Origin of the sequence: Microbacterium sp. BH-3-3-3 (genome assembly GCF_007679045.1) — a bacterium.
Classification (GTDB): Bacteria; Actinomycetota; Actinomycetes; order Actinomycetales; family Microbacteriaceae; genus Microbacterium; species Microbacterium algihabitans.
The window spans coordinates 438297-463889 of record NZ_VEFS01000002.1 but is presented as its reverse complement, the minus strand read 5'-3'; the positions used below and the strand labels follow the sequence as shown (position 1 = coordinate 463889).

General features: G+C 71.0%; 20 protein-coding genes and 1 other RNA gene. 6 read left to right on the top strand and 15 right to left on the bottom strand.

Annotated features, from left to right (window positions below):
- Nucleotides 1-118: 118 nt before the first annotated feature.
- The gene (locus FS769_RS10025; protein WP_144832981.1) at nucleotides 119-913 is read left to right on the top strand and encodes an HAD-IIB family hydrolase; all 795 of its coding nucleotides are present in this window, start codon (nucleotides 119-121) and stop codon (nucleotides 911-913) included.
- 69 nt (nucleotides 914-982) lie between these two features.
- Here FS769_RS10025 and FS769_RS10020 read toward each other — a convergent pair whose 3' ends face one another.
- From FS769_RS10020 to FS769_RS09995, 6 genes are all read right to left on the bottom strand, one after another.
- The gene (locus FS769_RS10020; RefSeq protein ID WP_144832979.1) at nucleotides 983-1804 is read right to left on the bottom strand and encodes a siderophore-interacting protein; all 822 of its coding nucleotides are present in this window, start codon (nucleotides 1802-1804) and stop codon (nucleotides 983-985) included.
- Nucleotides 1805-1844: 40 nt separating this feature from the next.
- Entirely contained in the window at nucleotides 1845-2627 is a 783-nt protein-coding gene (locus FS769_RS10015) for a FadR/GntR family transcriptional regulator (protein WP_144832977.1), read from the bottom strand.
- A gap of 80 nt (nucleotides 2628-2707) precedes the next feature.
- Complete coding sequence (gene galE, locus FS769_RS10010; RefSeq protein ID WP_144832975.1) at nucleotides 2708-3736, bottom strand: UDP-glucose 4-epimerase GalE; 1029 nt, start codon at nucleotides 3734-3736, stop codon at nucleotides 2708-2710.
- A 59-nt stretch (nucleotides 3737-3795) separates the two neighbouring features.
- Nucleotides 3796-4401, bottom strand: a complete 606-nt coding sequence (locus FS769_RS10005; protein WP_144832974.1) for a thymidine kinase — start codon at nucleotides 4399-4401, stop codon at nucleotides 3796-3798.
- Nucleotides 4402-4408: 7 nt separating this feature from the next.
- Complete coding sequence (locus tag FS769_RS10000; protein WP_144832972.1) at nucleotides 4409-5881, bottom strand: malate:quinone oxidoreductase; 1473 nt, start codon at nucleotides 5879-5881, stop codon at nucleotides 4409-4411.
- Between the two features lie 99 nt (nucleotides 5882-5980).
- Nucleotides 5981-7051, bottom strand: a complete 1071-nt coding sequence (locus tag FS769_RS09995; RefSeq protein WP_144832970.1) for an aspartate-semialdehyde dehydrogenase — start codon at nucleotides 7049-7051, stop codon at nucleotides 5981-5983.
- A 107-nt stretch (nucleotides 7052-7158) separates the two neighbouring features.
- On the opposite strand from FS769_RS09995, the gene FS769_RS09990 reads away from it, so the two are divergent.
- Genes FS769_RS09990 through FS769_RS09980 form a run of 3 tightly spaced genes read left to right on the top strand, consistent with a single transcriptional unit; the run spans nucleotide 7159 to nucleotide 10273 of the window.
- Nucleotides 7159-8025 (top strand): carbon-nitrogen hydrolase family protein, encoded by an 867-nt coding sequence (locus FS769_RS09990; protein WP_222123923.1) that lies wholly within the window; start codon nucleotides 7159-7161, stop codon nucleotides 8023-8025.
- Nucleotides 8022-9512 (top strand): APC family permease, encoded by a 1491-nt coding sequence (locus tag FS769_RS09985; RefSeq protein ID WP_144832968.1) that lies wholly within the window; start codon nucleotides 8022-8024, stop codon nucleotides 9510-9512. The genes FS769_RS09990 and FS769_RS09985 overlap by 4 nt, the downstream gene beginning before the upstream one ends.
- On the top strand, nucleotides 9509-10273 hold the full coding sequence (locus tag FS769_RS09980; protein ID WP_144832966.1) for a FadR/GntR family transcriptional regulator: 765 nt from the start codon (nucleotides 9509-9511) through the stop codon (nucleotides 10271-10273). Before FS769_RS09985 ends, FS769_RS09980 begins: the two co-directional genes overlap by 4 nt.
- Nucleotides 10274-10303: 30 nt before the next feature.
- Here FS769_RS09980 and FS769_RS09975 read toward each other — a convergent pair whose 3' ends face one another.
- Nucleotides 10304-11590, bottom strand: coding sequence for an aspartate kinase (locus FS769_RS09975; protein ID WP_144832964.1), 1287 nt, complete (start codon nucleotides 11588-11590; stop codon nucleotides 10304-10306).
- Between the two features lie 182 nt (nucleotides 11591-11772).
- On the opposite strand from FS769_RS09975, the gene FS769_RS09970 reads away from it, so the two are divergent.
- Complete coding sequence (locus FS769_RS09970) at nucleotides 11773-13173, top strand: threonine/serine exporter ThrE family protein (protein WP_144832962.1); 1401 nt, start codon at nucleotides 11773-11775, stop codon at nucleotides 13171-13173.
- Between the two features lie 36 nt (nucleotides 13174-13209).
- Here FS769_RS09970 and recR read toward each other — a convergent pair whose 3' ends face one another.
- The 7 genes from recR to FS769_RS09935 all read right to left on the bottom strand — a co-directional run bounded on the left by recR (nucleotide 13210) and on the right by FS769_RS09935 (nucleotide 24695).
- Nucleotides 13210-13803 (bottom strand): recombination mediator RecR, encoded by a 594-nt coding sequence (gene recR, locus FS769_RS09965; protein WP_013585718.1) that lies wholly within the window; start codon nucleotides 13801-13803, stop codon nucleotides 13210-13212.
- A complete protein-coding gene (locus FS769_RS09960; protein ID WP_144832960.1) occupies nucleotides 13803-16862 on the bottom strand; it encodes a DNA polymerase III subunit gamma and tau in 3060 nt (1019 codons plus the stop codon). Before FS769_RS09960 ends, recR begins: the two co-directional genes overlap by 1 nt.
- Nucleotides 16863-17069: 207 nt before the next feature.
- A complete protein-coding gene (locus tag FS769_RS09955) occupies nucleotides 17070-19607 on the bottom strand; it encodes a glycoside hydrolase family 65 protein (protein WP_144832958.1) in 2538 nt (845 codons plus the stop codon).
- Nucleotides 19608-19680: 73 nt separating this feature from the next.
- Nucleotides 19681-20415, bottom strand: coding sequence for an HAD family phosphatase (locus FS769_RS09950; RefSeq protein ID WP_144832956.1), 735 nt, complete (start codon nucleotides 20413-20415; stop codon nucleotides 19681-19683).
- Between the two features lie 68 nt (nucleotides 20416-20483).
- Nucleotides 20484-21734, bottom strand: coding sequence for an acetate/propionate family kinase (locus FS769_RS09945; RefSeq protein WP_144832954.1), 1251 nt, complete (start codon nucleotides 21732-21734; stop codon nucleotides 20484-20486).
- Nucleotides 21731-23875, bottom strand: coding sequence for a phosphate acetyltransferase (pta, locus tag FS769_RS09940; RefSeq protein WP_144832952.1), 2145 nt, complete (start codon nucleotides 23873-23875; stop codon nucleotides 21731-21733). Before pta ends, FS769_RS09945 begins: the two co-directional genes overlap by 4 nt.
- Nucleotides 23876-23933: 58 nt before the next feature.
- On the bottom strand, nucleotides 23934-24695 hold the full coding sequence (locus FS769_RS09935) for a DeoR/GlpR family DNA-binding transcription regulator (RefSeq protein WP_144832950.1): 762 nt from the start codon (nucleotides 24693-24695) through the stop codon (nucleotides 23934-23936).
- 41 nt (nucleotides 24696-24736) lie between these two features.
- Here FS769_RS09935 and FS769_RS09930 point away from each other — a divergent pair, with 41 nt between their 5' ends.
- Nucleotides 24737-25405 (top strand): NUDIX domain-containing protein, encoded by a 669-nt coding sequence (locus tag FS769_RS09930; protein ID WP_144832948.1) that lies wholly within the window; start codon nucleotides 24737-24739, stop codon nucleotides 25403-25405.
- Nucleotides 25406-25443: 38 nt separating this feature from the next.
- Here the strand turns inward: FS769_RS09930 and ffs are convergent.
- An RNA gene (gene ffs, locus FS769_RS09925) (signal recognition particle sRNA small type) lies at nucleotides 25444-25540 on the bottom strand.
- Between the last annotated feature and the right edge of the window lie 53 nt (nucleotides 25541-25593).

The following is a 25593-nucleotide window of genomic DNA, read 5'->3' as shown; positions in this document are numbered from 1 at the left end:
GACGCCGCCTCGTCACCCGCAGCCTCGCCTGAGGGGCCGTCGGGAGATCCGCGGCCTCCCGCCTAGAATCGACACGACCCCGCGCCGCATCTGTAGGCGTGCGCGCAACGACCACCTGATGCCAGGAGCACCCGTGCCCGACACCACGCCCCGCCTCGTCGCGTTCGATCTCGACGACACCCTCGCCCCGTCGAAGTCGCAGATCGACCCCCGCATCGGCGAGCTCCTGCTCGCCCTCGCGGCCCGCGTCGAGGTGGCGATCATCTCCGGAGGCCAGTTGCAGCAGTTCCGCACCCAGGTGGTCGAGCGTCTGCCGCAGGCCGACGCCGCGCTCCTGTCGCACTTCCACCTCATGCCGACCTGCGGCACGCAGTACTACCGCCTGAACGCCGAGGGCATCGAGACGGTGTACGCCCACTCGCTCACCGACGACGAGAAGCAGCGCGCCCTCTCCGCAGTGCGCGAAGAGGCCGAGCGCCTGGGTCTGTGGGAGGCCGAGCCCTGGGGCGACATCCTCGAGGACCGCGGCTCGCAGATCACGTTCTCGGCTCTCGGCCAGTCGGCGCCGCTCGAGGCGAAGATGGCGTGGGACCCCACGGGCGAGAAGAAGAACAGCCTGCGCGAGGCCGTCGCCGCCCGCATTCCCGACCTCGAGGTGCGCTCGGGCGGGTCGACCTCGGTCGACATCACCCACCGCGGGATCGACAAGGCCTACGGCATGGGCAAGCTCGCGGAGGCGACCGGCATCTCTCTCGACGACATGCTGTTCGTCGGCGACCGCCTCGACCCCGACGGCAACGACTACCCCGTGCTCGCCATGGGCGTCGAGTGCCAGGCCGTGCACGGCTGGGAGGACACCGCAGCGTTCCTCGACGAGCTCGTCCCCACGCTGCCCGAGCGCGCCGAGAGCTGAGCCCCGAGGGCCGGGCCATCCGCGCGCGCTGACGCCGACCCGCGCTCGAGCGCGGGCGGCGTTCGCCCGTCAGAGGATCTGACCGATGGGCTCGCGCTTCTCGGCCTGGAACCGGTCTTCGGTGCGCCCGTAGGCCCAGTACCCCGACAACGACACCTGCGACCGCTCGAGCTGCCACTGCCCGAACACGATGTCGCGCAGGGCCTTCATCGCCTCGCGCTCCCCGTGGGCGAACACCTGCCCGCGTCCGGGGAGCGGATGCCACTGCGAAACGGCCTCCGCGAGCACCGGCGTCGCGCCGGCGGGGGCGTCTCCCCGGTGCACCCAGGTGAGGGCGATGCCCTCGGGCGCCCGCAGGGTCACCTGCTCGTCGGGGCTCTGCACCTCGAGGAACGCCGCCCCCACGGCATCCGGAGCCAGAGCCTCCAGCGCCGCCCCGATCGCCGGCAGGGCCGACTCGTCGCCGGCCAGGAGGTGCCAGTCCGCTGTCGAGTCGGGGGCGTATCCCCCGCCGGGCGACGAGACGACCAGGCGCTCCCCCGGCTCGGCGCGGGCGGCCCAGGGGCCGGCGAGTCCCTCGTCGCCGTGCACGACGAAGTCGATCGTGAGCTCGTCGCCGTCGACCGCCCGCACCGTGTACGTGCGCGTGACGGGGAGGTCATCGGGGGCCAGCGTCTCGCGCAGCGCCGCCAGGTCGTACGGCGGCTCGAGACCCAACTCGGGCTTGGCGAAGGTGATCTTGACGTAGGCGTCCGTGTGCGGGCTCTCGCGGAACGCGGTGAGGTCGGTACCGCGCGCACGGATGCGCACGAGGTGCGGGCTCAGCCGCTCACGGGAGACGACGGACAGCACGTGCTGCGGACGCGGCGGGCGCGCGGGGCGATCGGACACGGTTCTCCTTATCAAGACGGGTGCGACGCCCGTCGACGGCTCAGACGGGCGTAGACGACCTGTCGGCGGTCACGGCGACACGCGCCGCGTCGGCGACGGCGGCGTCGGCGGGGTCGGACGGGCTCAGAGCCTGCGCCACCTCGGTGTAGTAGTCGGCGATGTGCCGGCGGATGCAGTCCCGCGCCTCGGCGGCGTCTCCGCGTTCGACGGCGTCGACGATCCGCCGATGCTCGCGCCGCAGCCGCTGCGCGGTGCTCGCCCAGTCGTCGAGCCGCAAGGCCCCGGCTCGCGTGTAGGCCTCGATCGAGCTGCGGAGTCCGGCCATCATGGCCGAGACGACGGCGTTGCCCGACGCCTCGGCGAGGGCCTGATGGAACCGCGCGTCGAGAGCGAGGAACTCATCGGATGCCAGGGCGTCGGCATCCATCGCGTCGAGCACCTCCACGGTGTCGGTGAGGTCGGCCTCCGCGCCGGCGAGGCGTTCGGCGACGTCGCACTCGAGCACGATGCGCGTGCGCACCACGTCGCCCAGCGGGAAGCCGTTGGCGGCGACCTGCAGGCGCAGGAAGGCGGCGAGGCCCCCGCGCGGGGTCGTGACGATCATCGCGCCCGCCGTCGGACCGGATCCCGTCGCGGTGCGCACCACGCCGAGCACCTCGAGCACGCGTACCGCTTCGCGCACGCTCGATCGCCCGACGCCCAGCTGGGTCGCGAGCTCGCGTTCGGGCGTCAATCGATCGCCGGGGGCGAGCCGGCCCTCGCGGAGGTCGCCCTCGATCCGCTCGAGCACCACCTGCCAGGCGCGTGGAGCGCTGTTCGGCATGGCATCCTCCGTCTGCGCGGACCTCACGGTGTGGCCCGACCACATCACCCTACGCGCGTGTCCGCGCGGCGACAGGGGGTTCAGGCGTCGGCGGCCGTGCGGTACCCCTCGGGGTTCGTCGTCTGCCAGTTCCAGTAGTCGCGGCACGCGTCGTCGATCTCGAGTCGCGTGCGCCAGCCGAGCACCTCGCCGGCCTTGGTGGGGTCGCAGTAGGTCGCGGCGACATCCCCCGGGCGGCGGTCGAGGATCTTCTTGGGCAGTTCGTGCCCCACGGCCTTCTCGAACGAGGCGATGAGCTCGAGCACGCTGACCGGACGACCGGTGCCGAGGTTGAACACCGCGTGACCCGGCTGCGCCTGCTCGAGAGCGGCGACGTGACCCTCGGCGAGGTCGACGACGTGGATGTAGTCGCGCAGACCCGTGCCGTCGGGGGTGTCGTAGTCGGAGCCGAAGACGCCGATCTCGTCGAGCGAGCCGATCGCCACGCGCGAGACGTACGGCATGAGGTTGTTGGGGATGCCGGCGGGGTCTTCGCCGATGAGACCCGACGGGTGCGCGCCGACCGGGTTGAAATAGCGCAGCACCGTCACGTTGAGATCGGGGTTCACCCGCGCGACGTCGGCGAGCACGACTTCGTTCATGCGCTTGGACTTGCTGTAGGCGTTCGAGAGGTCGACGCTCGTGGTCGACTCCTCGGTGAAGGGCAGGTCGGCCGGGTCGGAGTACACCGTGCCGGTGCTCGAGAAGACGAAGCTCCGGATGCCGCGGGCGATACCGACCCGCAGCAGAGCGAACGTGGTGTCGAGGTTGTTGGAGTAGTACTCGAGGGGCTTCTGCGTCGACTCGCCCACGGCCTTGAACGCGGCGAGGTGGATGATCGCGTCGATCGGTCCGTGGTCGTCGAAGGCGGAGGCGACGACGGCTTCGTCGGCGGCGTCGCCGATGATCAGCGGCGCGGGCTTGCCGGTGATCTTCTCGACCCGCTCGGCGGCGACGGCGTGCGTCCCCGACAGGTCGTCGAGCAGGACGACGTCATGACCGGCTTCGAGCAGGGCGACGGCCGTGTGGGTTCCGATGTAACCGGCACCGCCGGCCAGGAGTACGCGCATGCCTCCAGGCTATCGGTCGACGCCGACGCCGATCGTCACGCTCACGCTCGCGGCGGCCCTCAGCGGCCGTCGAGCCGCCCGCCCGACTCGCGCAGGTAGCAGGCCGCGCACATCGACTCGTAGGTGACTTCGCCCGCGATCTGCCCCTCGTCGATCGCGACCTGGTCGCCATCGAAGACGAACCTTCCGCCGACGAGACGCGCGTTGAAGATCGCCTTGCGGCCGCAGCGGCAGATGGTCTTGAGCTCTTCGAGGCTGTGGGCGATCTCCATCAAACGGGCCGATCCCGGGAAGGCCTCGGTGCGGAAATCGGTGCGGATGCCGTACGCGAGCACGGGGATGCCGTCGAGCACCGCGATGCGCAGCAGGTCGTCGACCTGCGCCGGGGTGAAGAACTGCGCCTCATCGACGAGCAGGCACGCGACGGGCGCGTGCCCCGCCGCAGCATGGAACACCTCGCGCAGGTCGTCGGCGGGCGCCACGAGGAAGTCGACCGAACGCTTCACACCGAGTCGGCTGTCGATCTGGTCGGCGCCCTTGGTGTCGATCTCGGGCTTGGCCAGCAGCACGCGCTGACCGCGCTCCTCGTAGTTGTACGCCGCTTGGAGCAGGGCCGTCGACTTGCCGGAGTTCATCGCCCCGTAGCGGAAGTACAGCTTCGCCACGAGCGCCTCAGGGGTTGATCGAGAGGGCCTGCGCCGTGGCGTCCAGCTCTCGACGGGCGACGTCGGGTCGCGTGTTCAGCGACTCCCCGTAGCTGGGGATGAGCTCGCGCAGACGCGGCTCCCACGCGGCCATGCGCTCGGGGAAGCACGTCTTGATCAGGCCGAGCATGATCGACACGGCCGTCGAGGCGCCCGGCGAGGCGCCGAGGAGACCGGCGATGGAGTGGTCGGCCGAGGTGACGACCTCGGTGCCGAACTGCAGGACGCCGCCCTTGTCCTTATCGCGCTTCATCACCTGGGCGCGCTGACCGGCGTCGAGCAGCTCCCAGTCGTCGTCCTTCGCGGTGGGCATGAACTCGCGGAGGCTGTCGACCTTCTTCGCGTGCGTCTTGAGCAGCTCGCTCACGAGGTACTTGATGAGGCCCGGGTTGTCGACGGCGACCTTGAGCATGGGTCCGATGTTGTGCGGACGAACCTGCGTGACGATGTCGAGCATCGAGCCGTTCTTGAGGAACTTCGGGCTGAAGGTCGCGAACGGTCCGAACAGCAGAGCCGACTCCCCGTCGACGACACGCGTGTCGAGGTGCGGCACCGACATGGGAGGCGCGCCCACCGAAGCCTGCGAGTAGACCTTGGCGCGGTGCTTCGAGACGATGTCGGGGTTCGAGGTCTTCAACCACTGCCCGCCGATCGGGAAGACGCCGTAGCCCTTGATCTCGGGGATACCCGAGCGCTGGAGCAGCTTCAGCGCCCATCCGCCTGCACCCACGAAGACGAACTTCGCGTTGATGGAGCCCGGGGTGCCGCCGATGACGTGGCGGTACGAGACCTCCCAGGTGCCGTCCTTCTTCTTTTTGAGCTTCTTGACGTCGTGGTTGGTGGCGACCTCGACGCCCTTCTCGCTCAGGTTCGCGAAGAGCTGGCGCGTGAGCGAGCCGAAGTCGACGTCGGTGCCGGCGGGCACGCGGGTGGCGGCGAAGGGCTCGCCCTTGCGACGCTTCTGCATCAGCAGCGGAGCCCACTGGTTGATGACGCGGGAGTCCTCGCTGTACTCGATGCCGGCGAACAGCGGCTGCTGCTTGAGCACCTCGTAGCGGCGACGCAGGTACGCCACGTCTTTCTCGCCGCGCACGAAGGTCATGTGCGGGGTCGCGTTGATGAACGTCGACGGCTCGTCGAGCACGCCCTCGGCCACGAGCGTCGACCAGAGCTGGCGGCTCTGCTGAAACTGCTCGTTGATCGCGACGGCCTTCGACGGGTCGAGCGCTCCGTCTTTGCTGTCGGGCATGTAGTTGAGCTCGCACAGCGCCGCGTGGCCCGTGCCGGCGTTGTTCCAGGCGTTGGAGCTCTCCTGCGCGACGTCGCTGAGGCGCTCCAGCACCGCGATCTTCAGATCGGGCTGGAGGTCTTTGAGCAGCGTGCCGAGAGTGGCGGACATGATGCCGCCACCGATGAGGAGAACATCGACGTTTTCAGTCACCCGTCGATTCTAGGTGCGGGCCGTGAGGTGTCTCGACATCGAGAGATCGGTCGGTTCGATGTCGAGACACCTGACACCCGGCATCCGGATGCCGTGTCCTCAGGCGGTCGCGAGACGCTTCTGGGCGACGAGCTCGGCGATCTGCACCGCGTTCAGCGCCGCGCCCTTGCGCAGGTTGTCGTTGCTGATGAACAGTACGAGGCCCTTGCCCTCGGGGGCGGACTGGTCGGCGCGGATGCGGCCGACGTAGCTGGGGTCGGTGCCGGCGGCCTGCAGCGGAGTGGGCACCTCTTCGAGGCGCACGCCGGGGGCGTCGGAGAGCAGCTCGCGGGCGCGCTCGGGCGAGAGGTCGCGCGCGAACTCGGCGTTGATGCTGAGCGAGTGACCCGTGAAGACGGGGACGCGCACGCAGGTGCCGGCGACGCGCAGCTCGGGCAGCTCGAGGATCTTGCGGCTCTCGTTGCGCAGCTTCTTCTCTTCGTCGGTCTCGTTGAGGCCGTCGTCGACCAGGTTGCCCGCGAAGGGGATGACGTCGAACGCGATCGGGGCGACGTACTTCTCGGGTGCGGGGAAGTCGAGGGCCGAACCGTCGCGCACGAGACGCTCGACACCGCCCTGCGCGAGCACTCCCTCGACCTGGCCCAGGAGCTCCTGGGCACCGGCGAGGCCGGACCCCGAGACGGCCTGGTAGGTGCTGACGATGAGGCGCTCGAGGCCCGCCTCGGTGTCGAGCACCTTCAGCACCGGCATGGCGGCCATGGTCGTGCAGTTGGGGTTGGCGACGATGCCCTTGACGGCCTCGTCGATCGCGTGCGGGTTGACCTCGCTGACGACCAGCGGCACCTCGGGGTCCATGCGCCAGGCGCTGGAGTTGTCGATGACGAGCGCGCCCGCCTCGGCGAAGCGCGGCGCGTGGGCGCGCGAACCGGTGGCGCCGGCGGAGAAGAGGGCGACCTCGACCCCCGCGGGATCGGCCGTGGCGACGTCTTCGACGACGACGGAGTGACCGCCGAAGTCGATCGAGGTGCCGGCGGAGCGAGCGGTGGCGAACAGCCGCAGCTCGCGGATGGGGAACGAGCGCTCGGCGAGGATCTCGAGCATGACGGTGCCGACCTGGCCGGTGGCGCCGACGACGGCGAGGGAGATTCCGGAATCGGAGATGCGGGTCATGCGAGTGTCCTTGCGTTCGGGATTTCGATGATCTTACCGGCAGGCGCAGACGGCTCTTTGCGAACCCGTTACACCGCGGAAACAGCGCGCTCTATATTGTGTTCACGATGAACACTTATGACGGATCCTCCCCCGTGCGGATCGCCGTTCTGCAGGCCCGCGGAGAGCCCGGCGACGTGCCCCGCAACCTCGAGCGCATCGCCCGGGCCGCACGCGAGGCGCGGAAGGGCGGAGCCGAGATCCTGGTCACCCCCGAGATGTTCGCGACCGGCTACAACATCGGTCCGCGACTCGGCGAGGTCGTGACCGATGACCTCGTCGACCGCCTGCGCGAGGTCGCCGTCCGGGCCGGCATCGCCCTCGTCGTGGGCACCGGCCTGCGCCGCCCCGACGGCATCGCGAACGCCGTGCTCGTGATCGACGCCGAGGGCACGGTGCTCGCGCGGTACGACAAGACGCATCTCTTCGGCGACCTCGACCGTTCGCTCTTCGTCGCGGGCGAGACGCTCGGTCCCCTCCTCACCTGGCGGGGCCTTCGCCTCGGTCTGCTCATCTGCTACGACGTGGAGTTCCCCGAGAACGTCCGAGCCCTCGCCGTGGCCGGCGCCGATCTGATCCTCGTGCCGACGGCGCAGATGGAGCCCTACGCCTTCATCGCGGAGCACCTCATCCGCGTGCGCGCGTGGGAGAGCCAGGTCGCGATCGCCTACGCCAACCGCGTCGGGTCGGAGGGCGATCTGAGCTACGTCGGGCGCAGCAGCGTCGTGGGTGCCGACGGCGTCGTTCTGGCCGCCGCGGGCCCCGACCGCGACGAACTGCTGCTCGCGACGGTCGACCCCGCCGCGATCGAGCGCTCCCGCGCCGCGAACCCCTACCTGCGCGACCGGCGTCCCGACCTCGCCTCCGCTCCCTCCCCGCAGACCGCCCCCCGGCAGCCCGACCCCGTCACCCGCAACGAAAGGCCGCCCGCATGACCCCCACTCCCCCGACACCCCCCGGCGTGAAGCGACTCTCGGGTCGACTCGGCACCGGCTCGATCGTCTTCATGGTGATCGCCGCCGCCGCTCCCCTCACCGTCATCGGCGGCAACGTGCCGATCGCGGTCGGCTCGGGCAACGGCGCCGGCGCCCCGGTCGGCTTCCTGCTGGCCGCGCTCGTGCTGCTCGTCTTCGCCGTCGGCTTCGTCACGATGACGCCCTACGTCCGCGATGCCGGAGCGTTCTTCTCGTACGCCTCGGCGGGGCTCGGCCCGCGCGCGGGACTGGCCGCCGCCTTCGTCGCCCTCGTGGCCTACACCGCCATCCAGGTCGGCGTGTACGGCTTCCTCGGGTGGGCGCTCGGAGATCTCGTGACGTTCTTCGGGGGGCCGACCCTGCACTGGGGCGTCTACGCCTTCGTCGCGCTGATCCTCGTCGCCGTGCTCGGCTACCGACACATCGAACTGTCATCGCGCGTGCTGGGGATCGCCCTGGTCGCCGAGATCACCGTGGTCGTCGTGCTCGACGCCGTCATCTTCTCGACCGGTGGCGCCGAGGGGATCGCGTGGTCGACGTTCTCGGCCGAGAACGTCTTCAGCCCCGGCCTCGCCATCTCGGTGCTGTTCGCGCTCACCGGGTTCATCGGGTTCGAGGCGACGGCCGTCTTCCGCGACGAGGCGCGCGACCCCGCCCGCACGATCCCCCGCGCCACCTACCTGGCCGTCATCATCATCGGCGTCTTCTACGCCGTGTCGTGCTGGGCGCTGATCACGGGCGCGGGCGCCGACGGCGCGGTCGCTCTCGCGAAGGCGACGCTGGCGGGCGACGCGAACATGCTGATGGACCTCACCGGTCGCTACCTCGGCCCGATCTTCCAGGACATCACGCAGGTGCTTTTAGTGACGAGCCTGTTCGCCTGCGTGCTGTCGTTCCACAACATCATCGCGCGCTACCAGTTCACCCTCGCCGGTCGCGGCGCACTCCCCCGGCGCCTCGGCGTCGTGCACGGGCGCCACGAATCGCCCGCGTTCTCGTCGATGGTGCAGACGATCACCGCCGCGGTCATCGTGGGTGCGTTCGCGCTGTTCGACGTCGAACCCCTGGTCGGCGTCTTCGGCTCGATGGCCGGGGTCGCCACGGTCGGCATGGTGCTGCTCATGCTGCTCACCTCGGTGGCCGTGCTGGTCTTCTTCTCGCGCAATGCGCAGGTGCGCCGCGCCCTCATCGGCCGCGCGGTGGTCGCCCCGATCGCCGCGGTGATCGGCCTGGCGCTCTCCCTCTGGCTGGTGCTGTCGAACTTCACGCTGGTGACCGGAGGAAGCGTCGCCCTGTCGATCGTGCTCGCTCTGCTCCCGGTGGCCGCGGGTGTGGTCGGTGCGGCGTGGGGCGGGCGACGCCGTATCGGGGAGATCCAGGTACCGGATGCCACGCCCACCGCCGCGATCGCCGTCGCCCGCGCGCAGGATGACATGATCGACGGATGACGACGGAGAGTGCCGATGCCGCCGCGGCCCCGGCACTCTCGTCGATCGTCCCGCTCTCGGCATCCGACGCCGTCCGCGCCCGACTGTGCCTCGCGATCGAACTGGGCCTGCTGCCGCCCGGTGCCCACCTGCCCTCGGATCACCGCGCGGCGGACGCGTTCGGAGTCAGCACGGCGACCGTGCGCCGGGTGTTCGAGACCCTGACCGAGGAGGGACTGCTCGAGCGGCGCCGCGGCCGCAACGGCGGCACGTTCGTCTCGGCCCACGCCGACATCTCGCGCTGGGCGAACGACCCGGCCGTGGTCCGACTGCGCGGCGAGACCCCGACGGTGCGGGTCCTCATCGCCCAGCGCGCGCTGATCGAGTCGTCCCTCGCCGCCGAGGCGGCCTGGCACCGCGACGACCCGACCGCGATCGCCCACCTGAATGCGGCTCGGCAGGCGAGCGCCGACGCGTCCGCCGCGGACGACTGGTCGCAGTTCCACGAGGCAGACGTGCGGTTCCACCGCGCGATGGCCGCGGCGGCGCTCCAGGACTGGGCCCTCGAGACGCACCGCACGACCGCCGACGCGCTCTACGGCTACTTCGTGCCGTACCCGATCGAGTACCTCCGCGGCAGTAACGACGAGCACCTTGCGATCCTCGCCGCCGTCGAAGCCGGCGATGCCGAGCGCGCGGCGGCTCTCGCGCGCGAGCACGTGCTCGAGCTGCGCGCGTCGATGTTCATCTCGGCGCGACCCAGCGGCATCCGCTCGTCGTGAGCGTCGACCGCCGCGGATGAGCCGGGCGGATCAGCGACCGGTGCCGGCGTGGACCGTGGCCTCGGCGTCGCCGTCGAGACCGTACGCGGTGTGCACGAGGCGGGCGGCCTCGGCGAGGTCGACGCCGCGCACCACGACCGAGATGCGGATCTCGGAGGTCGAGATCATCTCGATGTTGACGCCCGCCAGGCTCAGCGCCTCGAACAGCGTCGCCGAGACGCCCGAGTGCGTGCGCATGCCCGCGCCGACGACCGAGAGCTTGCCGATCTGATCGTCGTGCACGAGGCTCTGGAACCCGACCTCGGACTGCTCGCCCGCGAGGGCCTTGAGCGCGACGGAGGCGTCGGTCTTGGGCAGCGTGAACGAGATGTCGGTGCGACCGGTCGCCGCCGCCGAGACGTTCTGCACGATCATGTCGACGTTGGCACCGGACTTGGCGACGATCTTGAAGATGTCGGCGGCCTTGCCGGGCACGTCGGGCACGCCGATGACGGTGATCTTGGCCTGGCTGAGGTCGGTGGCGACGCCGGCGACGATGGGCTCTTCCATGGTGGCTCCCTCGGGGACGAGCGGGTACTTCTTCGACGGGTCGAGCACCCAGGTGCCCTCGTTCGGGCTGAACGTGGACCGGGCGTGGATCAGCACGCCGTGGCGCCGCGCGTACTCGACCGCGCGGATGTAGAGGACCTTCGCGCCGTTGGCGGCGAGCTCGAGCATCTCTTCGCTGCCGACGCGGTCGAGCTTGCGCGCGAGAGGCACGACGCGCGGGTCGGCGGTGAAGATGCCGTCGACGTCGCTGTAGATCTCGCAGACGTCGGCCTTCAGCGCCGCGGCGAGCGCGACGGCGGTCGTGTCGGATCCGCCGCGACCGAGCGTGGTGATGTCGCGGGTGTCGCGGTTGAATCCCTGGAAGCCGGCGACGATGACGATCGCGCCCTCGTCGAGCGCCTCGCGGAGTCGGATGGGCGTGACGTCGACGATGCGGGCCGCGCCGTGCGTGGCATCCGTGATCATGCCCGCCTGGCTGCCGGTGAACGAACGCGCCTCGAAGCCCATCGAGTGGATGGCCATGGCCAGCAGCGCCATCGAGATGCGCTCTCCGCTGGACAGCAGCATGTCGAGCTCGCGCGGCGCGGGGATCGGCGCGACCTGACCGGCGAGGTCGAGGAGCTCGTCGGTGGTGTCGCCCATGGCGCTGACGGCGACGACGACCTCGTGGCCGGCGCGACGCGTGTCGACGATGCGCTTGGCGACCCGCTTGATGCTCTCGGCGTCGGCGACGGACGAGCCGCCGTACTTCTGGACGATCAGAGCCATGAGGAGAACTCCCGGAGGGGTCGTGCGTCGGGATGCCACGACGCCGGCGCTGGTGTCGCGCCCGAGGATCATCCTAAAGGCGCGCGCATACCGCCCCCGTCATGCACGTACTGTCATGCGAGCGCCCAGCCGCCCGCGGATAGGATCGACGGGTTCCACCCCCTCCCCCCTGGAGCGATCGGATGCCGCTCACCCCCGGCCACTGGCTGTCGTCGCTGCGCCGTCTCGTGCACACCGACGACGCGTCGTCGTCGCCCGACACGACCCTGCTGCCCGTCATCGACGAGGCGCTGTCGACGCGCATCCTCGATCTCGCGATCCGCATCGGCGAGACGATGCTGGTCGTCGGCGCGCCCGCCAACGAGGTGACGCTCACGATCGTGCGCGTGTGCGGGGCGTACGGACTCGACCCCGTGCACGTCGACGTGACCTACAACTCGATCACCATCGCGCACAGCCGGCCGGGGGCGACCCATCCGACGACCCTGCTGCGCGTCGTGCGCGGCTCGGTACCCGACCACGCGAAGCTGCAGCGCCTGCAGGCCCTCGTCGAGGAGATCGCGAACGGCCTGGCCCTCGACGACGCCATCTCGCGCTGCCGCGCCATCCGGCGCCTGCCGTTCCGCTACCGCCCCGCGATCGTCATCGTCTCGCAAGCCTCGCTCGCGGCCGGCGTCGCCATCATGTTCGGTGCGAACTGGCTCGCCCTCGTGCTGTCGTTCATCGCCGCGGCGCTCGCGGCGACCACGCAGCACATCATGGCCCGTGCCCGCGTGCCCTACTTCTTCGCCCAGATCGCGGGCGGCTTCGTGCTCACCGTCGTCGCGGCGCTCTCCCCCCTGCTGCGTTACACGGGCCTCGACGCGGCCGCGGCGATCAGACCGTCGGTGATCGTGGCATCCGGGATCGTGCTGATGCTCGCGGGACTCACCGTCGTCGGCGCGGCCCAAGACGCGATCGACGGCTTCGCCCTCACCGCCACGGGCCGCATTCTCGAGCTGACGACGCAGACGCTCGGCGTGGTACTCGGAATCCTCGCCGGTCTCGAGACCGTGCGCGTCATCGGTCTCGGCATGTCGCCGCCGTCGACGGCTCTGCCGCTCGGACCCGTCGCCCTGCAGTTCGTGGGCGCCGCCGTCATCGCCATCGCGGTGGCGGTGTACAACGGCGCCGGCGCACGCATCGTCGTGGTCAGCGCGGCGCTCAGCCTCGTCGCCTGGGCCGGGTACGTCGCGGCGACCGGGGTCGGCTTCGAGGTCGCGGCCGCGAGCGGCGTGGGCGCCTTCGTCGGCAGCTTCGCCGGCATCGTGGTCGCCTACCGCCTGCACGTGCCGTCGGTCGCGATCACGACCGCGGCGATCCTGCCACTCGTGCCCGGTGCCGCGGTGTTCCGCGGACTGCTCGGCGTGGTCGAGTCGGGCGACGACCCCACCGTGCTCATGACCGGCGTGACCACCCTCGCGGGGGCGGCGACCATCGGTATCGCGTTGGCCGTCGGCGCCTCGCTCGGCATCTACCTCGGCCAGCCGGTGCGCGCGACGCTGAGCAGCGTCACCCGGGTGCGGGCGCGCGTGCGGCGGTAGTCGCGGGCGGGCGGCGCAGACTCTCCGAGGCCGAGGTCAGAGCGTGCGGCGGCCCTCGAAGGCGCGACCCAAGGTGACCTCGTCGGCGTATTCGAGGTCTCCGCCGACGGGGAGTCCGGATGCCAGGCGGGTGACGCGGATCTCGAGCGTGTGCAGCAGCCGGCTGAGGTAGGTCGCGGTCGCCTCGCCCTCGAGGTTGGGGTTGGTCGCGAGGATGACCTCTTGCACCGTGCCGTCGGCGAGGCGCTGCATGAGCTGGGTGACGCGCAGGTCGTCGGGACCGATGCCGGCGATCGGGCTGATCGCCCCGCCGAGCACGTGGTACAGACCGCGGAACTCGCGGGTGCGCTCGATCGCGGCCACGTCTTTCGCGTCTTCGACGACGCAGATCAGGGTGGCGTTGCGACGGGGGTCGCGGCAGATGGAGCAGCGCTCCTGCTCGGTGACGTTGCCGCAGATCTCGCAGAACTTGACCTTGTCGCGGATCTCGCCGAGCAGAGTCGACAGTCGCGAGACGTCGAACGACGGCGACTGCAGGATGTGGAACGCGATGCGCTGGGCCGACTTCGGGCCGATGCCCGGCAAGCGGCCGAACTCGTCGATGAGGTCTTGGACGATTCCGTCGTACATCAGTTGAACCTCGTCGGGGGCTCGTAGGGTTCGTCACGCACGTAGGTGGCGCCGAGCATCTGTCGCACGACCGCCTCGCCGTAGCGCTGCACGCCGCCGCCAAGCGGGGGCATGCGCGGAACGACGACCGGCGGCAGCGGGGCCTCGGTCTCGTCGGCGGGCGGGATCACGTCGTCGTCGTCGACCTCTTCGGGGGCCGGGACCGACCGGGCCACGTCACGGGGCGGGAGCACGACACCCTCGCGCACGGGGGTGGCCGGTGCGATGCCCGCGGAGGCCTCGTCGGGTTCGTCGTCGACCGCCAGGGCGGTCGGAGCGCGGAACGCCGACGGCGCGGCGCCGTCGGAGGCCGGGATGGGCGCCACGGCCCACTCGGTCACCGACGAGGCGTACGGGGCCGACGAGGTCGCGGCGCGCGGCGCGGGGGGCTGCTGCCCGCTCGGTCGCGTCGCCTGCGGGCCGGCGGGCGCCGGGCCGGCCGGTCCGCGCGGAGCGCCGCCCTGACCGCCGGGGCCACCGCCCGACCCACCGGGGCCACCGGGCTGGTCGCCCTCGAGGCGGGCGAGGTACTTCACTCGGACCCCGAGCACGGCCTGGATCGCCTGCCGCAGGTCTTCGCTCGGGCCGCCCTCGGGCGTGCGGGTCTTGAACGCCGACAGATCGTTCGTCGTGCGGAACGCGAGGGTGAGCACGTCGTCGTCGTACGCGACGACAGTCGAGGTCGACACGATCAGCCATGAGGCACGGCTCGCCACCTCGAGCTGACCCAGCACCTCGGGCCACGCGTCTCGTACGTGCGCCAGGTCGATCGGGCCGACCGGGGTCGCCGGCGGCGTCGGGGCGGACGGCTCGAGCGGGAAGGCCTCGTCGGATGCGGGAGCTTCGCCGGGCGCGGGAGCCGCGTCGGCGGGCTCCGCCGCAGCGGCACTCTCGGCTGCCGCGTCGTTCTGGGCTGCCGCGTCGGGCGCGGGGGTCGCGTCGGGCGCGGGGGTCGCGTCGGGCGCGGGGGTCGCGTCGGGCGCGGGGGTCGCCGTCGGCTCAGCCGCCGCAGCGGGCTCGACGCGTTCCGAGGGCTCGGCTGTGCCGGTCGCCTCAGCGGGCGGGGCCGTGGACGCCGACTCGGGCTCCGACGCCGGCGCGGCTTTCGTCGTGGACTCGGGCTTCGCGACCGGTTCGGGCTTCGCGTCCGGCTCGGCCTCCGCGACGGAATCTGTTGCTGAAGTGCCTCCCGACGTCGAGACGGATGCCGCCGAGGGCGCTCTGTCGAAGGGGTGCGCCTCGTCGTCGTCGGGCATGGCGAGAGCCGGTTCGACGGCCGTCGCAGGCGAGGCCGCGCGGGTCGGTGCGGGTTCGTCGAACACGGAAGCGTCGCCGTCGTCGAACGGCGGCGGAGCGTCGTCGTCGGTGAAGGGCGGCGGGGCGTCATCGTCGGAGGGGGCGCTGCCGGCCGTCGCGGGGGCGGCGACGCGGTTCGTCGCGGGCGCGGGCGCGGGCCTCTCGGCATCCGCCGGCGTCGGCTCGGGGCGACCGGGAGCCGCGATCCGCGGGGCGGCGACGCCCGGAGACGCCACCGCGGGGGCTGCCCCGCCCGGCGACGCGATGCGGGGGGCGGCGACCCCAGGAGAGGCGATGCCGGGGGAAGCGACGGCCGGCGAGGCCACGGTCGGTGAGGCCACCGCCGGTGAAGCGATCTTCGGGGAGGCCACGGCCGGCGACGAGGCGCCGCCCGATGAGGTACCGGGCGACGCGATGCGCGGGGCCGCCGCGGGAGCGGACGACACCGCCGACTGGGTCGACGGGGCGGCGATGTCGGCCGCGGGTGACGCGGGACGCCCCGTCGCGGGGGCGACCTGCGCGGGGGCTGCGGCATGACCGCGCCCTGCTTCGATGTCGTGCGCCGTGGCGGGCGATCCGCCCTGAGCGACACCCGCGTGCGTGAGCACGCGCGCCACCAGCAACTCGAGCTGAAGACGGGGCGAGGTGGCGCCGGTCATCTCGTCGAGCGCGGCCACCACGAGGTCGGCCGTGCGGGACAGACGGGTGGTTCCGAAGGCGGTGGCCTGCCGCGACATGCGCTCCAGCTCGTCGTCGGGGACACCGCGCAGGACCGCGGAGGCGCCCGCACCCGTGGCCGCCACGATGATCAGGTCGCGCAGGCGCTCGAGCAGGTCGTCGACGAACCGGCGGGGATCTTGGCCGGTCTGCACGACACGGTCGACGGCGGCGAAGGCTCCTCCGCCGTCGTTCGCGGCGAAGGCGTCGACGACCTCGTCGAGCAGCTCGGAGTGCGTGTAGCCCAACAGCGAGACCGCGCGCTCGTAGCGCACGAGCACGTGGCCCGCGGGTTCGGTCGCCGAGCCTGTCGACGGGTCACTGCCGGCGATGAGCTGGTCGAGCAGCGAGAGGGTGTCGCGGGGCGACCCGCCACCGGCGCGAACGACGAGGGGCAGCACGCCGGCTTCGACGCTCACGCCCTCGGTCTCGCAGAGCTCTTGGACGTACTCGAGCATCGCGGCGGGCGGAACCAGCCGGAACGGGTAGTGGTGCGTGCGCGAGCGGATGGTGCCGAGCACCTTCTCGGGCTCGGTGGTGGCGAAGATGAACTTCACGTGGGCCGGAGGCTCTTCGACCAGCTTGAGCAGGGCGTTGAAGCCCTGCTGCGTCACCATGTGCGCCTCATCGAGGATGAAGATCTTGAAGCGGTCGCGCGCGGGGGCGAAGATCGCGCGCTCGCGCAGGTCGCGGGCGTCGTCGACACCGTTGTGGCTCGCCGCGTCGATCTCGACCACGTCGAGCGACCCGCCGCCGCCGCGCCCCAGCTCGACGCAGCTGTCGCACGTGCCGCAGGGGGTGTCGGTGGGACCCGCCGCGCAGTTGAGGCAGCGCGCCAGAACGCGGGCCGAGGTGGTCTTTCCGCAGCCGCGCGGACCCGAGAACAAATACGCGTGACCCACGCGGTCGCTGCGCAGGGCGGTCATGAGCGGCTCGGTCACCTGCGACTGCCCGATCATCTCGCCGAACGCCTCGGGGCGGTATCGGCGGTACAGGGCTGTCGTCACTCCACCAGCCTACGGCGTACCTCCGACATCGCCTCCGCGCCCCCGACGATCGACCCTCGGACCGCGGGGAACGGCGGAGATTCCGGCGACGGAGGACGCGATCGCCCCCTGGCGTCCTCCCCTCCCCGGTCCTCCTCCCGCGGGCGGAGAGGGCGCCCCCGAACGCCGAACGCGGCGACCCCCGCAGGGTGCCGCCGCGTTCGGAGCTCAGAAACCGCCGTCGAGTCCGACCGCGATGGGTGCCTCGTCGTCGCCGACGACCGGGATGGTCGCGGTGACGATCGGCACCGACGCCGACAGCAGCGTGCCGTCCTCGCGCACGGAGCCCTCGAGCTGGCGGATCGAGGGACGACCGGGCCGCACCGGCCCCTGTCCGTGCAGGGCCACGCGCACCGTCTCACCCGGCGCGACGGTGTAGTCCACCCCGCGCACGGCGAAGGTGACGGGGCCGCCCTCTCCCCCGGCGCGAAGGGTCAGCGCCGACGCGGTGAGGGTGATGTCGAGGCGCGTGCCGTGCCAGTGCAGCACGTACGACAGCTCGGGCCAGTCGGCGGGCAGACGCGGGTCGAAGGTCAGCAGACCGAAGTGGTCGCGCATGCCGCCGAAACCGCTGACGAGGGCCGTCCACACCCCACCGGCCGAGGCCACGTGCACGCCGTCAGAGGCGTTGTGATGCAGGTCGCCGAGGTCGACGAACGCGGCCTGACGGAAGTACTCCAAGGCGAGGTCCTGGTAGCCGACCTCCGCCGCGAGGATCGACTGCACGACCGCCGACAGCGTCGAGTCGCCCGTGGTCAGCGGGTCGTAGTACTCGAAGTCGGCGAGCTTCTCGGCATCCGTGAAGTGATTGCCCTGCAGGAACAGCGCGAGCACCACGTCGGCCTGCTTGAGCACCTGGTACCGGTAGATCACCAGCGGGTGGAAGTGCAGCAGCAGCGGACGCTGATCGGGCGGGGTGTTCTCGAGGTCCCAGATCTCGCGCTCGAGGAACACGGCGTCTTGGGGGTGGATGCCGAGGGCCTCGCTGAACGGGATGTGCATGGCCTCGGCGGCCTTGTCCCACCGCTCGGGCTCCGACGGGTCGAGGTTCATGCGATCGGCCATGTGCGCGTACGCGTCGGGATCACGGTCGGCGAGATCGCGGACCGTGCGCGCGGCGAAGCGCAGGTTGAACCGCGCCATGACGTTGGTGAACAGGTTGTCGTTGACGACGGTGGTGTACTCGTCGGGCCCGGTGACGCCGTGGATGTGGAAGGAGTCGCGCTCCCCGTCGTCGGAGCCGTCGCTCGAGCGCCAGAACCCCAGCGTCGCCCACAGGCGGGCCGTGTCGACGGCGATGTCGACGCCCTCACGGGCGAGGAACTCCTCGTCGCCGGTCGCCCGCACGTACTTCGCCAGCGCGTAGGCCACGTCGGCGTTGATGTGGTACTGCGCCGTGCCCGCGGCGTAGTAGGCCGAGGCCTCTTCGCCGTTGATGGTGCGCCACGGGAACAACGCCCCGGCCTCATTCAGCTGGTGCGCGCGTTTGCGGCCCGCGGGAAGCATGAGGTAGCGCATGCGCAGCGCGTTGCGGGCCCACAGCGGCGACGTGTACGCCAGGAACGGCAGCACGTAGACCTCGGTGTCCCAGAAGTAGTGCCCGCTGTAGCCGGAGCCCGTGACGCCCTTGGCCGGCACGCCCTGCCCGTCGGCGCGGGCGGCCGCCTGCGCGAGCTGGAAGAGGCACCAGCGCGTGGCCTGCTGCAGGTCGCCGTGACCGCCGATGCGCACGTCGGAGCGATCCCAGAAGTCGGCGTACCAGGCGATCTGCTTCTCGACGAGCCGGTCGACGCCCGTCTCGACCGCGCGATCGAGCGTGCGGCGGCAGCGGTCGAGCAGCTCACCCGTGGGAACGCCACGCGAGGTGTGGTAGCTCACGAGCTTGGTGATCGTGGTGGGGACGCCGGCCCGGGCGTGCACCCGATAGACGTTCTTGGCGATGTCGGGCTCGATGAGCTGGCGCGAGGTGTACTCGTTCTCGGTCTCGACGAGGTGGTCGGCGATGACGGCGAGCGTCATGGCCGACTCGCTGACCTCGTAGCTGAGGGCCGAGCGGTCGCCGTCCTGCCAGTACTCGCGCGGCTGCAGCACGCGGTCGCTGAGCTTCTCGGTCTTGCGCGGGTCGAAACCGGACTGCTTCGATGCCATGGGCGAACCGCCGTAGATGCCCTCGCCGTCCTGACGGTTCAGCAGCTGGCTGCTCACGGTGACGGGGGCGTCGGCATCGAGCACGGTGACGGTCAGGCGCAGCACCGCGAGGTGCTTCTCGTCGAACGACACGAAGCGCTCGTCCTCGATGCGCACGCGCTTGCCCGAGGGCGTGACCCACAGGAGGTTGCGGCGCAGGATCCCCTGACGCATGTCGAGCACGCGCTCGTACTCCCGCACGTCGGCGACGTCGAGCGACAGCGGCTCGTCGTCGACGTAGACGCGCATGACCTTGGCATCCGGAGCGTTGATGATCGTCTGACCGACCTCGGCGAAACCGTAGGCCTGCTCGGCGTGACGGATCGGGAACGTCTCGTGGAACCCGTTGATGAACGTGCCCTGTTCGAGCGCGAACCGCCCCTCGATGGAGTTGCCGCGCAGTCCGAGGTAGCCGTTGCCGACCGCGAAGAGGGTCTCGGTGACCCCCACGTCGTCGAGCGAGAACTCGGTTTCTACGAGACGCCATTCGTCGATGGGGAAACGATCGCGATCGATCATCACGTGCCTTCCAGGGCGAGGGGGCATCCCGCGCGCCCGCGGTGAGTCGGGTGGGTCGCGTGCAGGCGACGGCTCAGTCTACGAAGGCCGCGAGGTCGTCGACGACCACGGTGGCCCCGGCGGAGGCGAGGTCGTCGGCCCCGACGCCGCGATCGACGCCGACGACGACCGCGTATCCGGCCGCGACGGCCGACTTCACGCCGCTCAGTGCGTCTTCGACGGCGACGGATCGGGCCGGGTCGACGCCCAGCATGCGCGCCGCCTCGGCGAACACGTCGGGTGCGGGCTTCGACGACAGGTGGTCGCGCTCGGCGACGACGCCGTCCATGACGACGGGGAAGCGATCGCGGATGCCGGCGGCGTCGAGCACCTCGACGGCGTTCTTCGAGCTCGACACGACAGCGATGGGGACCCCGGCCTTCTGGAGCACGTCGAGAAGGGCCACCGACCCCGGGTACGGCGCGATGCCCTCGCGGCGGAGGATCTCTGAGAAGACCACGTTCTTGCGGTTGCCGACTCCGCACACGGTGTCTTCGGAGGGGTCGTCGGAGGGATCGCCCCACGGCACCTCGACGTCGCGGCTGCGCAGCAGGCTCGCCACGCCGTCGTAGCGCTTCTTGCCGTCGACGTACTCGAAGTAGTCGCGGTCGGTGTAGGCCGGCTCGATCTTCCACGCGGCGAACAGCTCGTCGAACATCGTCTTCCACGCCCGCATGTGCACCTCGGCGGTGGGGGTCAGCACGCCGTCGAGATCGAACAGCACCCCGTCGAACGTCGTCAGGTCGGGCAGATCGGCGGTGGGGGTCATGGGGAACTCCGGGTCGAAGAAGACGATCGCCCCAGCAGGGCGGGGTCAGCGTAACGGGACGAGGTGTCTCAGCGGGTGACCGACAGGGTCTGCCGCGCGATCTCGAGCTCTTCGTCGGTGGGCACGACGAGCACCTCGACGCGCGAGGCGTCGGTGGAGATGCGCCGGATGCCGCGTCCGCGCGTCGCATTGCGCTCGGCGTCGATCTCGACCCCGGCGAACCCGAGAGTCGCCATGGCCTCGGCGCGCACGGCGGCGGCGTTCTCGCCCACCCCCGCGGTGAACGAGATGACGTCGACCCCGTCCAACTGCGCGAGGTACGCGCCCGCGTACGCGCGCAGGCGATGGATGTAGACGTCGAAGGCCAGGCGCGCCGCCGGGTCTCCCGCCTCGCGTCGCTGCTGGATGTCGCGCATGTCGGACACTCCCGCGATGCCGAGCAGGCCCGAGCGCTTGTTGAGCAGCGTGTCGAGATCGGCGGTCGACATCTCGGCGCGGCGCGCGAGCTGCAGCAGCACCGCTGGGTCGAGGTCTCCCGAGCGCGTGCCCATGACGAGCCCCTCGAGAGGCGTGAGGCCCATCGAGGTGTCGACCGAACGCCCGCCCTCGATCGCGGCGACCGAGGCGCCGTTGCCGAGGTGGAACACGATCTGCTTCAGCTCGGTGAGCGGGCGACCCACGAAGGCGGCGGCTGCCTCGCTGACGAACTTGTGGCTCGTGCCGTGGAAACCGTAGCGACGGATGCGGTGGGCCTCGGCGACCTCGCGGTCGATCGCGTACGTGTACGCCTCGGGAGCGAGCGACTGGTGGAAGGCCGTGTCGAACACGGCCACGTGCGGAACGTCGGGGAACGCCTTCTTCGCCGCGACGATCCCCGCGAGGTTCGCGGGATTGTGGAGAGGCGCCAGGACCGACAGCTCGTCGATGTTGATCTCGACGAGCGGCGTCACGACCGTGGGCGCGAAGAAGCGCGCACCGCCGTGCACGACACGGTGACCGACCGCGACCGGGGCGCGCTCGTCGAGCGAGGGCCCGTGCGCGGCGAAGGCGTCGAGCATGACGGCGAAGCCCGCGGTGTGGTCGGGGATCTCGCGCTCGATCGTGTAGGTGGCATCCGTCACCGTGGGCGCCGGAGCGTCGGGAGCGGAGAGGGCCGCGGCGGTGATGGTGTGGGTCGCCGTTCCCCCGGTCCCTGAGCCTGTCGAAGGGTCGCCGATGCGTTCGACGAGACCGGATGCCAGCACCCGCTCGTGCGCCATGTCGAGCAACTGGTACTTGAACGACGACGAACCGCTGTTGACGACGAGGACGACGCTCATTGGGTGCCCCCCTGGGCCTGGATCGCGGTGATCGCGATGGTGTTGACGATGTCGTCGACGAGGGCGCCGCGCGAGAGGTCGTTGATGGGCTTGTTCAGACCCTGCAGCACGGGGCCGATCGCGACGGCCCCGGCCGAGCGCTGCACGGCCTTGTAGGTGTTGTTGCCCGTGTTGAGGTCGGGGAAGACGAACACCGTCGCGCGACCGGCGACCTCGGAGTCGGGCATCTTGGCCCGGGCGACGGCCGCGTCGGCCGCGGCGTCGTACTGGATGGGTCCCTCGACGAGCAACTCGGGCGCGCGCTCGCGCACGAGGGCGGTCGCGGTGCGTACCTTCTCGACGTCGGCGCCCGTGCCGGACTCGCCCGTCGAGTACGACAGCATGGCCACGCGCGGCGCGATGCCGAACTGCTCGGCGGTGGCGGCCGACGACACGGCGATGTCGGCGAGCTGCTCGCTCGTGGGGTCGGGGATGACGGCGCAGTCGCCGTAGACGAGCACGCGGTCGGCGAGGGCCATGAGGAAGACGCTCGAGACGACCGAGACGCCGGGGGCGGTCTTGATGATCTCAAACGCGGGGCGGATCGTGTGCGCCGTGGTGTGAGCGGCGCCGGAGACCATTCCGTCGGCGAGGCCGAGGTGCACCATGAGCGTGCCGAAGTACGACACGTCGGTCACGGTGTCGGCGGCCTGCGCGAAGGTGACGCCCTTGTGCGCGCGGAGCCGGGCGTACTCGGTCGCGAACTTGTCGACGTGCACGGCGTCGAAGGGGCTGAGCACCTCGGCGTCGCGGATGTCGATGCCGAGCTCGATCGCGCGCCCACGCACCTCGATCGGCTCGCCGAGGATCGTGAGGTCGGCGATGCCTCGCGAGAGCACGGTGGCCGCCGCCCGCAGCACGCGGTCGTCGTTGCCCTCGGGCAGCACGATGCGGCGCTTGTCGCTGCGGGCGCGGTCGACCAGGCCGTACTCGAACATGAGCGGGGTGACCACGCTCGGGCGGGCGACGCCCAGTTCGCGCGTGAGGAGTTCGGTGTCGACGTGGCGCTCGAACAGGGCGAGGGCTGTGTCGTAGCGGTGCTGCGAGTCGGCGGCCAGGCGACCACGCGTGTTCATGATGCGCACCGCGGTGTCGTAGGTGCCGAGGTCGGTCGCGATGATCGGCAGGGGCGAGCCGAGGCCATCGATGAGGCGCACGATCGCATCGGGCAGCTCGAACCCGCCGTTGAGCACGATGCCGGCGAGAGAGGGGAAGGTGCCCGAGGCGTTGGCCAGCAGGGCGGCGATGAGCACCTCGCTGCGATCGGCGGGGATGACGACGACCGCGGACTCTTTGAGCCGTGGCAGGACGTTGACCATCGACATTCCCGCGACGACCACGTCGAGCACCTCGCGGGTCAGCAGCGCCGGGTCGCCCTTGATGAGCTCACCCTCGACGGAGCGCAGCACGCCGCGCACCGAGGGGGCGATGAGGAAGCGGTCTTCGGGAAGAGCCCAGACGGGCACGCTGCGGCGTTCGGCCGCGGTGCCGACGGGCAGCGCGTCGACGACCTGACGCACGGATGCCGTGATCTCGTCGAGGTGATCGGGATCGGCGCGGTTGGCGATCACGGCGAACAGCGCCGCCCGCTCGTGCTGCAGTTCGGAGACGGCGAGCGAGGCGATCTGTCCGACCTCGTGCGGGGTGCGTGCGACCGACATGCCCAGCGTCTCGCTGTGACCCTGCTGCGCACGACCGCCGAGCACGAGGAGCACGGGGGCGCCCAGGTTGGCCGCGATGCGGGCGTTGTAGGCCAGCTCGGCGGGGCTGCCGACGTCGGTGTAGTCGCTGCCGATGATGACGACCGCGTCGCACTGGGCCTCGACGGCCTTGTACCGCTCGACGATGCGGGCCAGAGCGGCGTCGGCGTCGTCGCGCACGTCGTCGTAGGTCACGCCCACGCAGTCGTCGTAGGCGAGGTCGACGCTGTCGTGATCGAGCAGCATCTCGAGCACGTAGTCGCGCTCGGCCGTCGATCGCGCGATGGGACGGAACACCCCCGCGCGCGGCGTGACGCGGCTGAGGGCGTCGAGGACGCCCAGAGCCACCGAGGATTTGCCCGAATGACCTTCGGCCGACGTGATGTAGATGCTCTGCGTCACGGAGCCAGCCTATTGCGGGCCTCCGACACCGCCGCGGGGTTGCTTCGGTGTCGAGTGATCAGGAGGGGTCCACCGGCACGAGCCGGGCGCCGACCCTCCGGAGATCCGCGGCGAGCGCCGTGTCGGGGTCGAGGTCGGCGATGATCCCCGCGACCCCGTCGAGCGGCAGGATGCCGAAGCGCGAAGCCGCACCGAGCTTCTCCTCGCTCGCGAGGACGAACGTCTCGGCCGCGCGGGCCGCGAGAGCGCGCTTCATGGCCGCCTCCTCGGCATCCCCCGTCGACAGCCCCGTTTCGGGGTGAACCCCCGTCACGCCTAGGAAGAAGAGGTCGGCGCTGACGTTCTGCGCCGCTTCCATCGCCGCGGCCCCGCAGGCCACGGCGGAGTGCTTGTAGAGGCGCCCGCCGAGGATGATGACCTCGGCGTCGTGGTCGAGGAGCGCGGCGGCGATCGTCGGCGAGTGGGTGATGATCGTGCCGCCGAACGAGCGCGGCAGCAGATCGACCATCGCCAGGGTCGTCGTCCCGCCGTCGAGCAGCACGGTGGAGTCGGGCTCGATGAGGGCGACCGCGGCGGCGGCCACGCGCTCTTTACTCCCCCGCGCGACCTCGCGACGAGCGGCGTAGTCGGCGACGGCGGGCGAGGCCGGGAGCGCCCCGCCGTAGACGCGGACGGCGAGGCCCGCGGCATCCAATTCTCGGAGGTCCCGGCGGATGCTGTCTTCAGAGAGACCCAGCTCGACGGCGATGTCCTTCACGACGAGACGGCCGTCGCGCCGGAGCCGGTCGAGCAGGGCGTCTTTCCGGGCGGCAGCGAGCATGGTCCACAGTGTTGCACGTTTCTGCACTATTGTTCCGAGTCATGACCGACCCTCGCCCCGGCACCACCGTCGCCGATCACCGCGGCCGCACCGGCCTGCACCTCACCGGCCGCGACCTCGACCGCAACCCGCGGGTGGAGGTCACCGACGTCGACCTCCTCGCGGCCGGCTGGCACGTGCTGCGGGCGACGACGTTCCGCTACCGCGGCGACGACGGCGAGTGGACGACCCTCACACGCGAGACCTACGACCGCGGCAACGGTGCGACGATCCTGCTTTACGACCCCGACCGGCGGACCGTGCTGCTCACCCGGCAGTTCCGCTACCCCGTCTACGTCAACGACCACCCCGACGGCATGCTCATCGAGACCGCCGCGGGCCTGCTCGACGACGACGACCCGGTCACCGCGATCCGTCGCGAGGCCGAGGAGGAGACGCGGGTGCGCGTCGATGAAATACAGCACGTGTTCGACGTCTACATGAGCCCGGGATCGGTCACCGAGCGCCTGCACTTCTTCGCCGCGGCCTACGACGGCGCCGACCGCGAGGGCGATCGCGGGGGCCTGGCCGAGGAGGACGAGGAGATCGAGATCCTCGAATACGACATCGATCTGGCGATGCAGATGATCCGGGACGGATCGATCCATGATGCCAAGACCATCATGCTGCTGCAGTGGGCGGTGCTCGACGGGCCCTTCGCCCGGCATTAAGGCGCGGTGTCGAGCCACAGAGTCGGGCATCGGGGAAAAGAAAAGACCCTCCGCGCACCCGGTAGAGCCTGGTTACCCTTGCTACGTTTCCGTCCTGGGGGAGTTGGCCGGGATACCGCCACGCGGAGAGCCGTCGACTAGCCTACCCGACTCATCGGCGTCTCCCCGCCGCGATCCAGCCGCGCGCA

Bases quoted from the DNA above. Each gene is read 5' to 3' on its own strand.
- FS769_RS10025 (WP_144832981.1), top strand. From the start codon at position 119: ATGCCAGGAGCACCCGTGCCCGACACCACGCCCCGCCTCGTCGCGTTC.
- FS769_RS10015 (WP_144832977.1), bottom strand. From the start codon at position 2,627: ATGCCGAACAGCGCTCCACGCGCCTGGCAGGTGGTGCTCGAGCGGATC.
- galE (WP_144832975.1), bottom strand. From the start codon at position 3,736: ATGCGCGTACTCCTGGCCGGCGGTGCCGGTTACATCGGAACCCACACG.
- FS769_RS09995 (WP_144832970.1), bottom strand. From the start codon at position 7,051: ATGACCCGCATCTCCGATTCCGGAATCTCCCTCGCCGTCGTCGGCGCC.
- FS769_RS09990 (WP_222123923.1), top strand. From the start codon at position 7,159: ATGAACACTTATGACGGATCCTCCCCCGTGCGGATCGCCGTTCTGCAG.
- FS769_RS09985 (WP_144832968.1), top strand. From the start codon at position 8,022: ATGACCCCCACTCCCCCGACACCCCCCGGCGTGAAGCGACTCTCGGGT.
- FS769_RS09980 (WP_144832966.1), top strand. From the start codon at position 9,509: ATGACGACGGAGAGTGCCGATGCCGCCGCGGCCCCGGCACTCTCGTCG.
- FS769_RS09975 (WP_144832964.1), bottom strand. From the start codon at position 11,590: ATGGCTCTGATCGTCCAGAAGTACGGCGGCTCGTCCGTCGCCGACGCC.
- FS769_RS09970 (WP_144832962.1), top strand. From the start codon at position 11,773: ATGCCGCTCACCCCCGGCCACTGGCTGTCGTCGCTGCGCCGTCTCGTG.
- recR (WP_013585718.1), bottom strand. From the start codon at position 13,803: ATGTACGACGGAATCGTCCAAGACCTCATCGACGAGTTCGGCCGCTTG.
- FS769_RS09955 (WP_144832958.1), bottom strand. From the start codon at position 19,607: ATGATCGATCGCGATCGTTTCCCCATCGACGAATGGCGTCTCGTAGAA.
- FS769_RS09950 (WP_144832956.1), bottom strand. From the start codon at position 20,415: ATGACCCCCACCGCCGATCTGCCCGACCTGACGACGTTCGACGGGGTG.
- FS769_RS09945 (WP_144832954.1), bottom strand. From the start codon at position 21,734: ATGAGCGTCGTCCTCGTCGTCAACAGCGGTTCGTCGTCGTTCAAGTAC.
- FS769_RS09935 (WP_144832950.1), bottom strand. From the start codon at position 24,695: ATGCTCGCTGCCGCCCGGAAAGACGCCCTGCTCGACCGGCTCCGGCGC.
- FS769_RS09930 (WP_144832948.1), top strand. From the start codon at position 24,737: ATGACCGACCCTCGCCCCGGCACCACCGTCGCCGATCACCGCGGCCGC.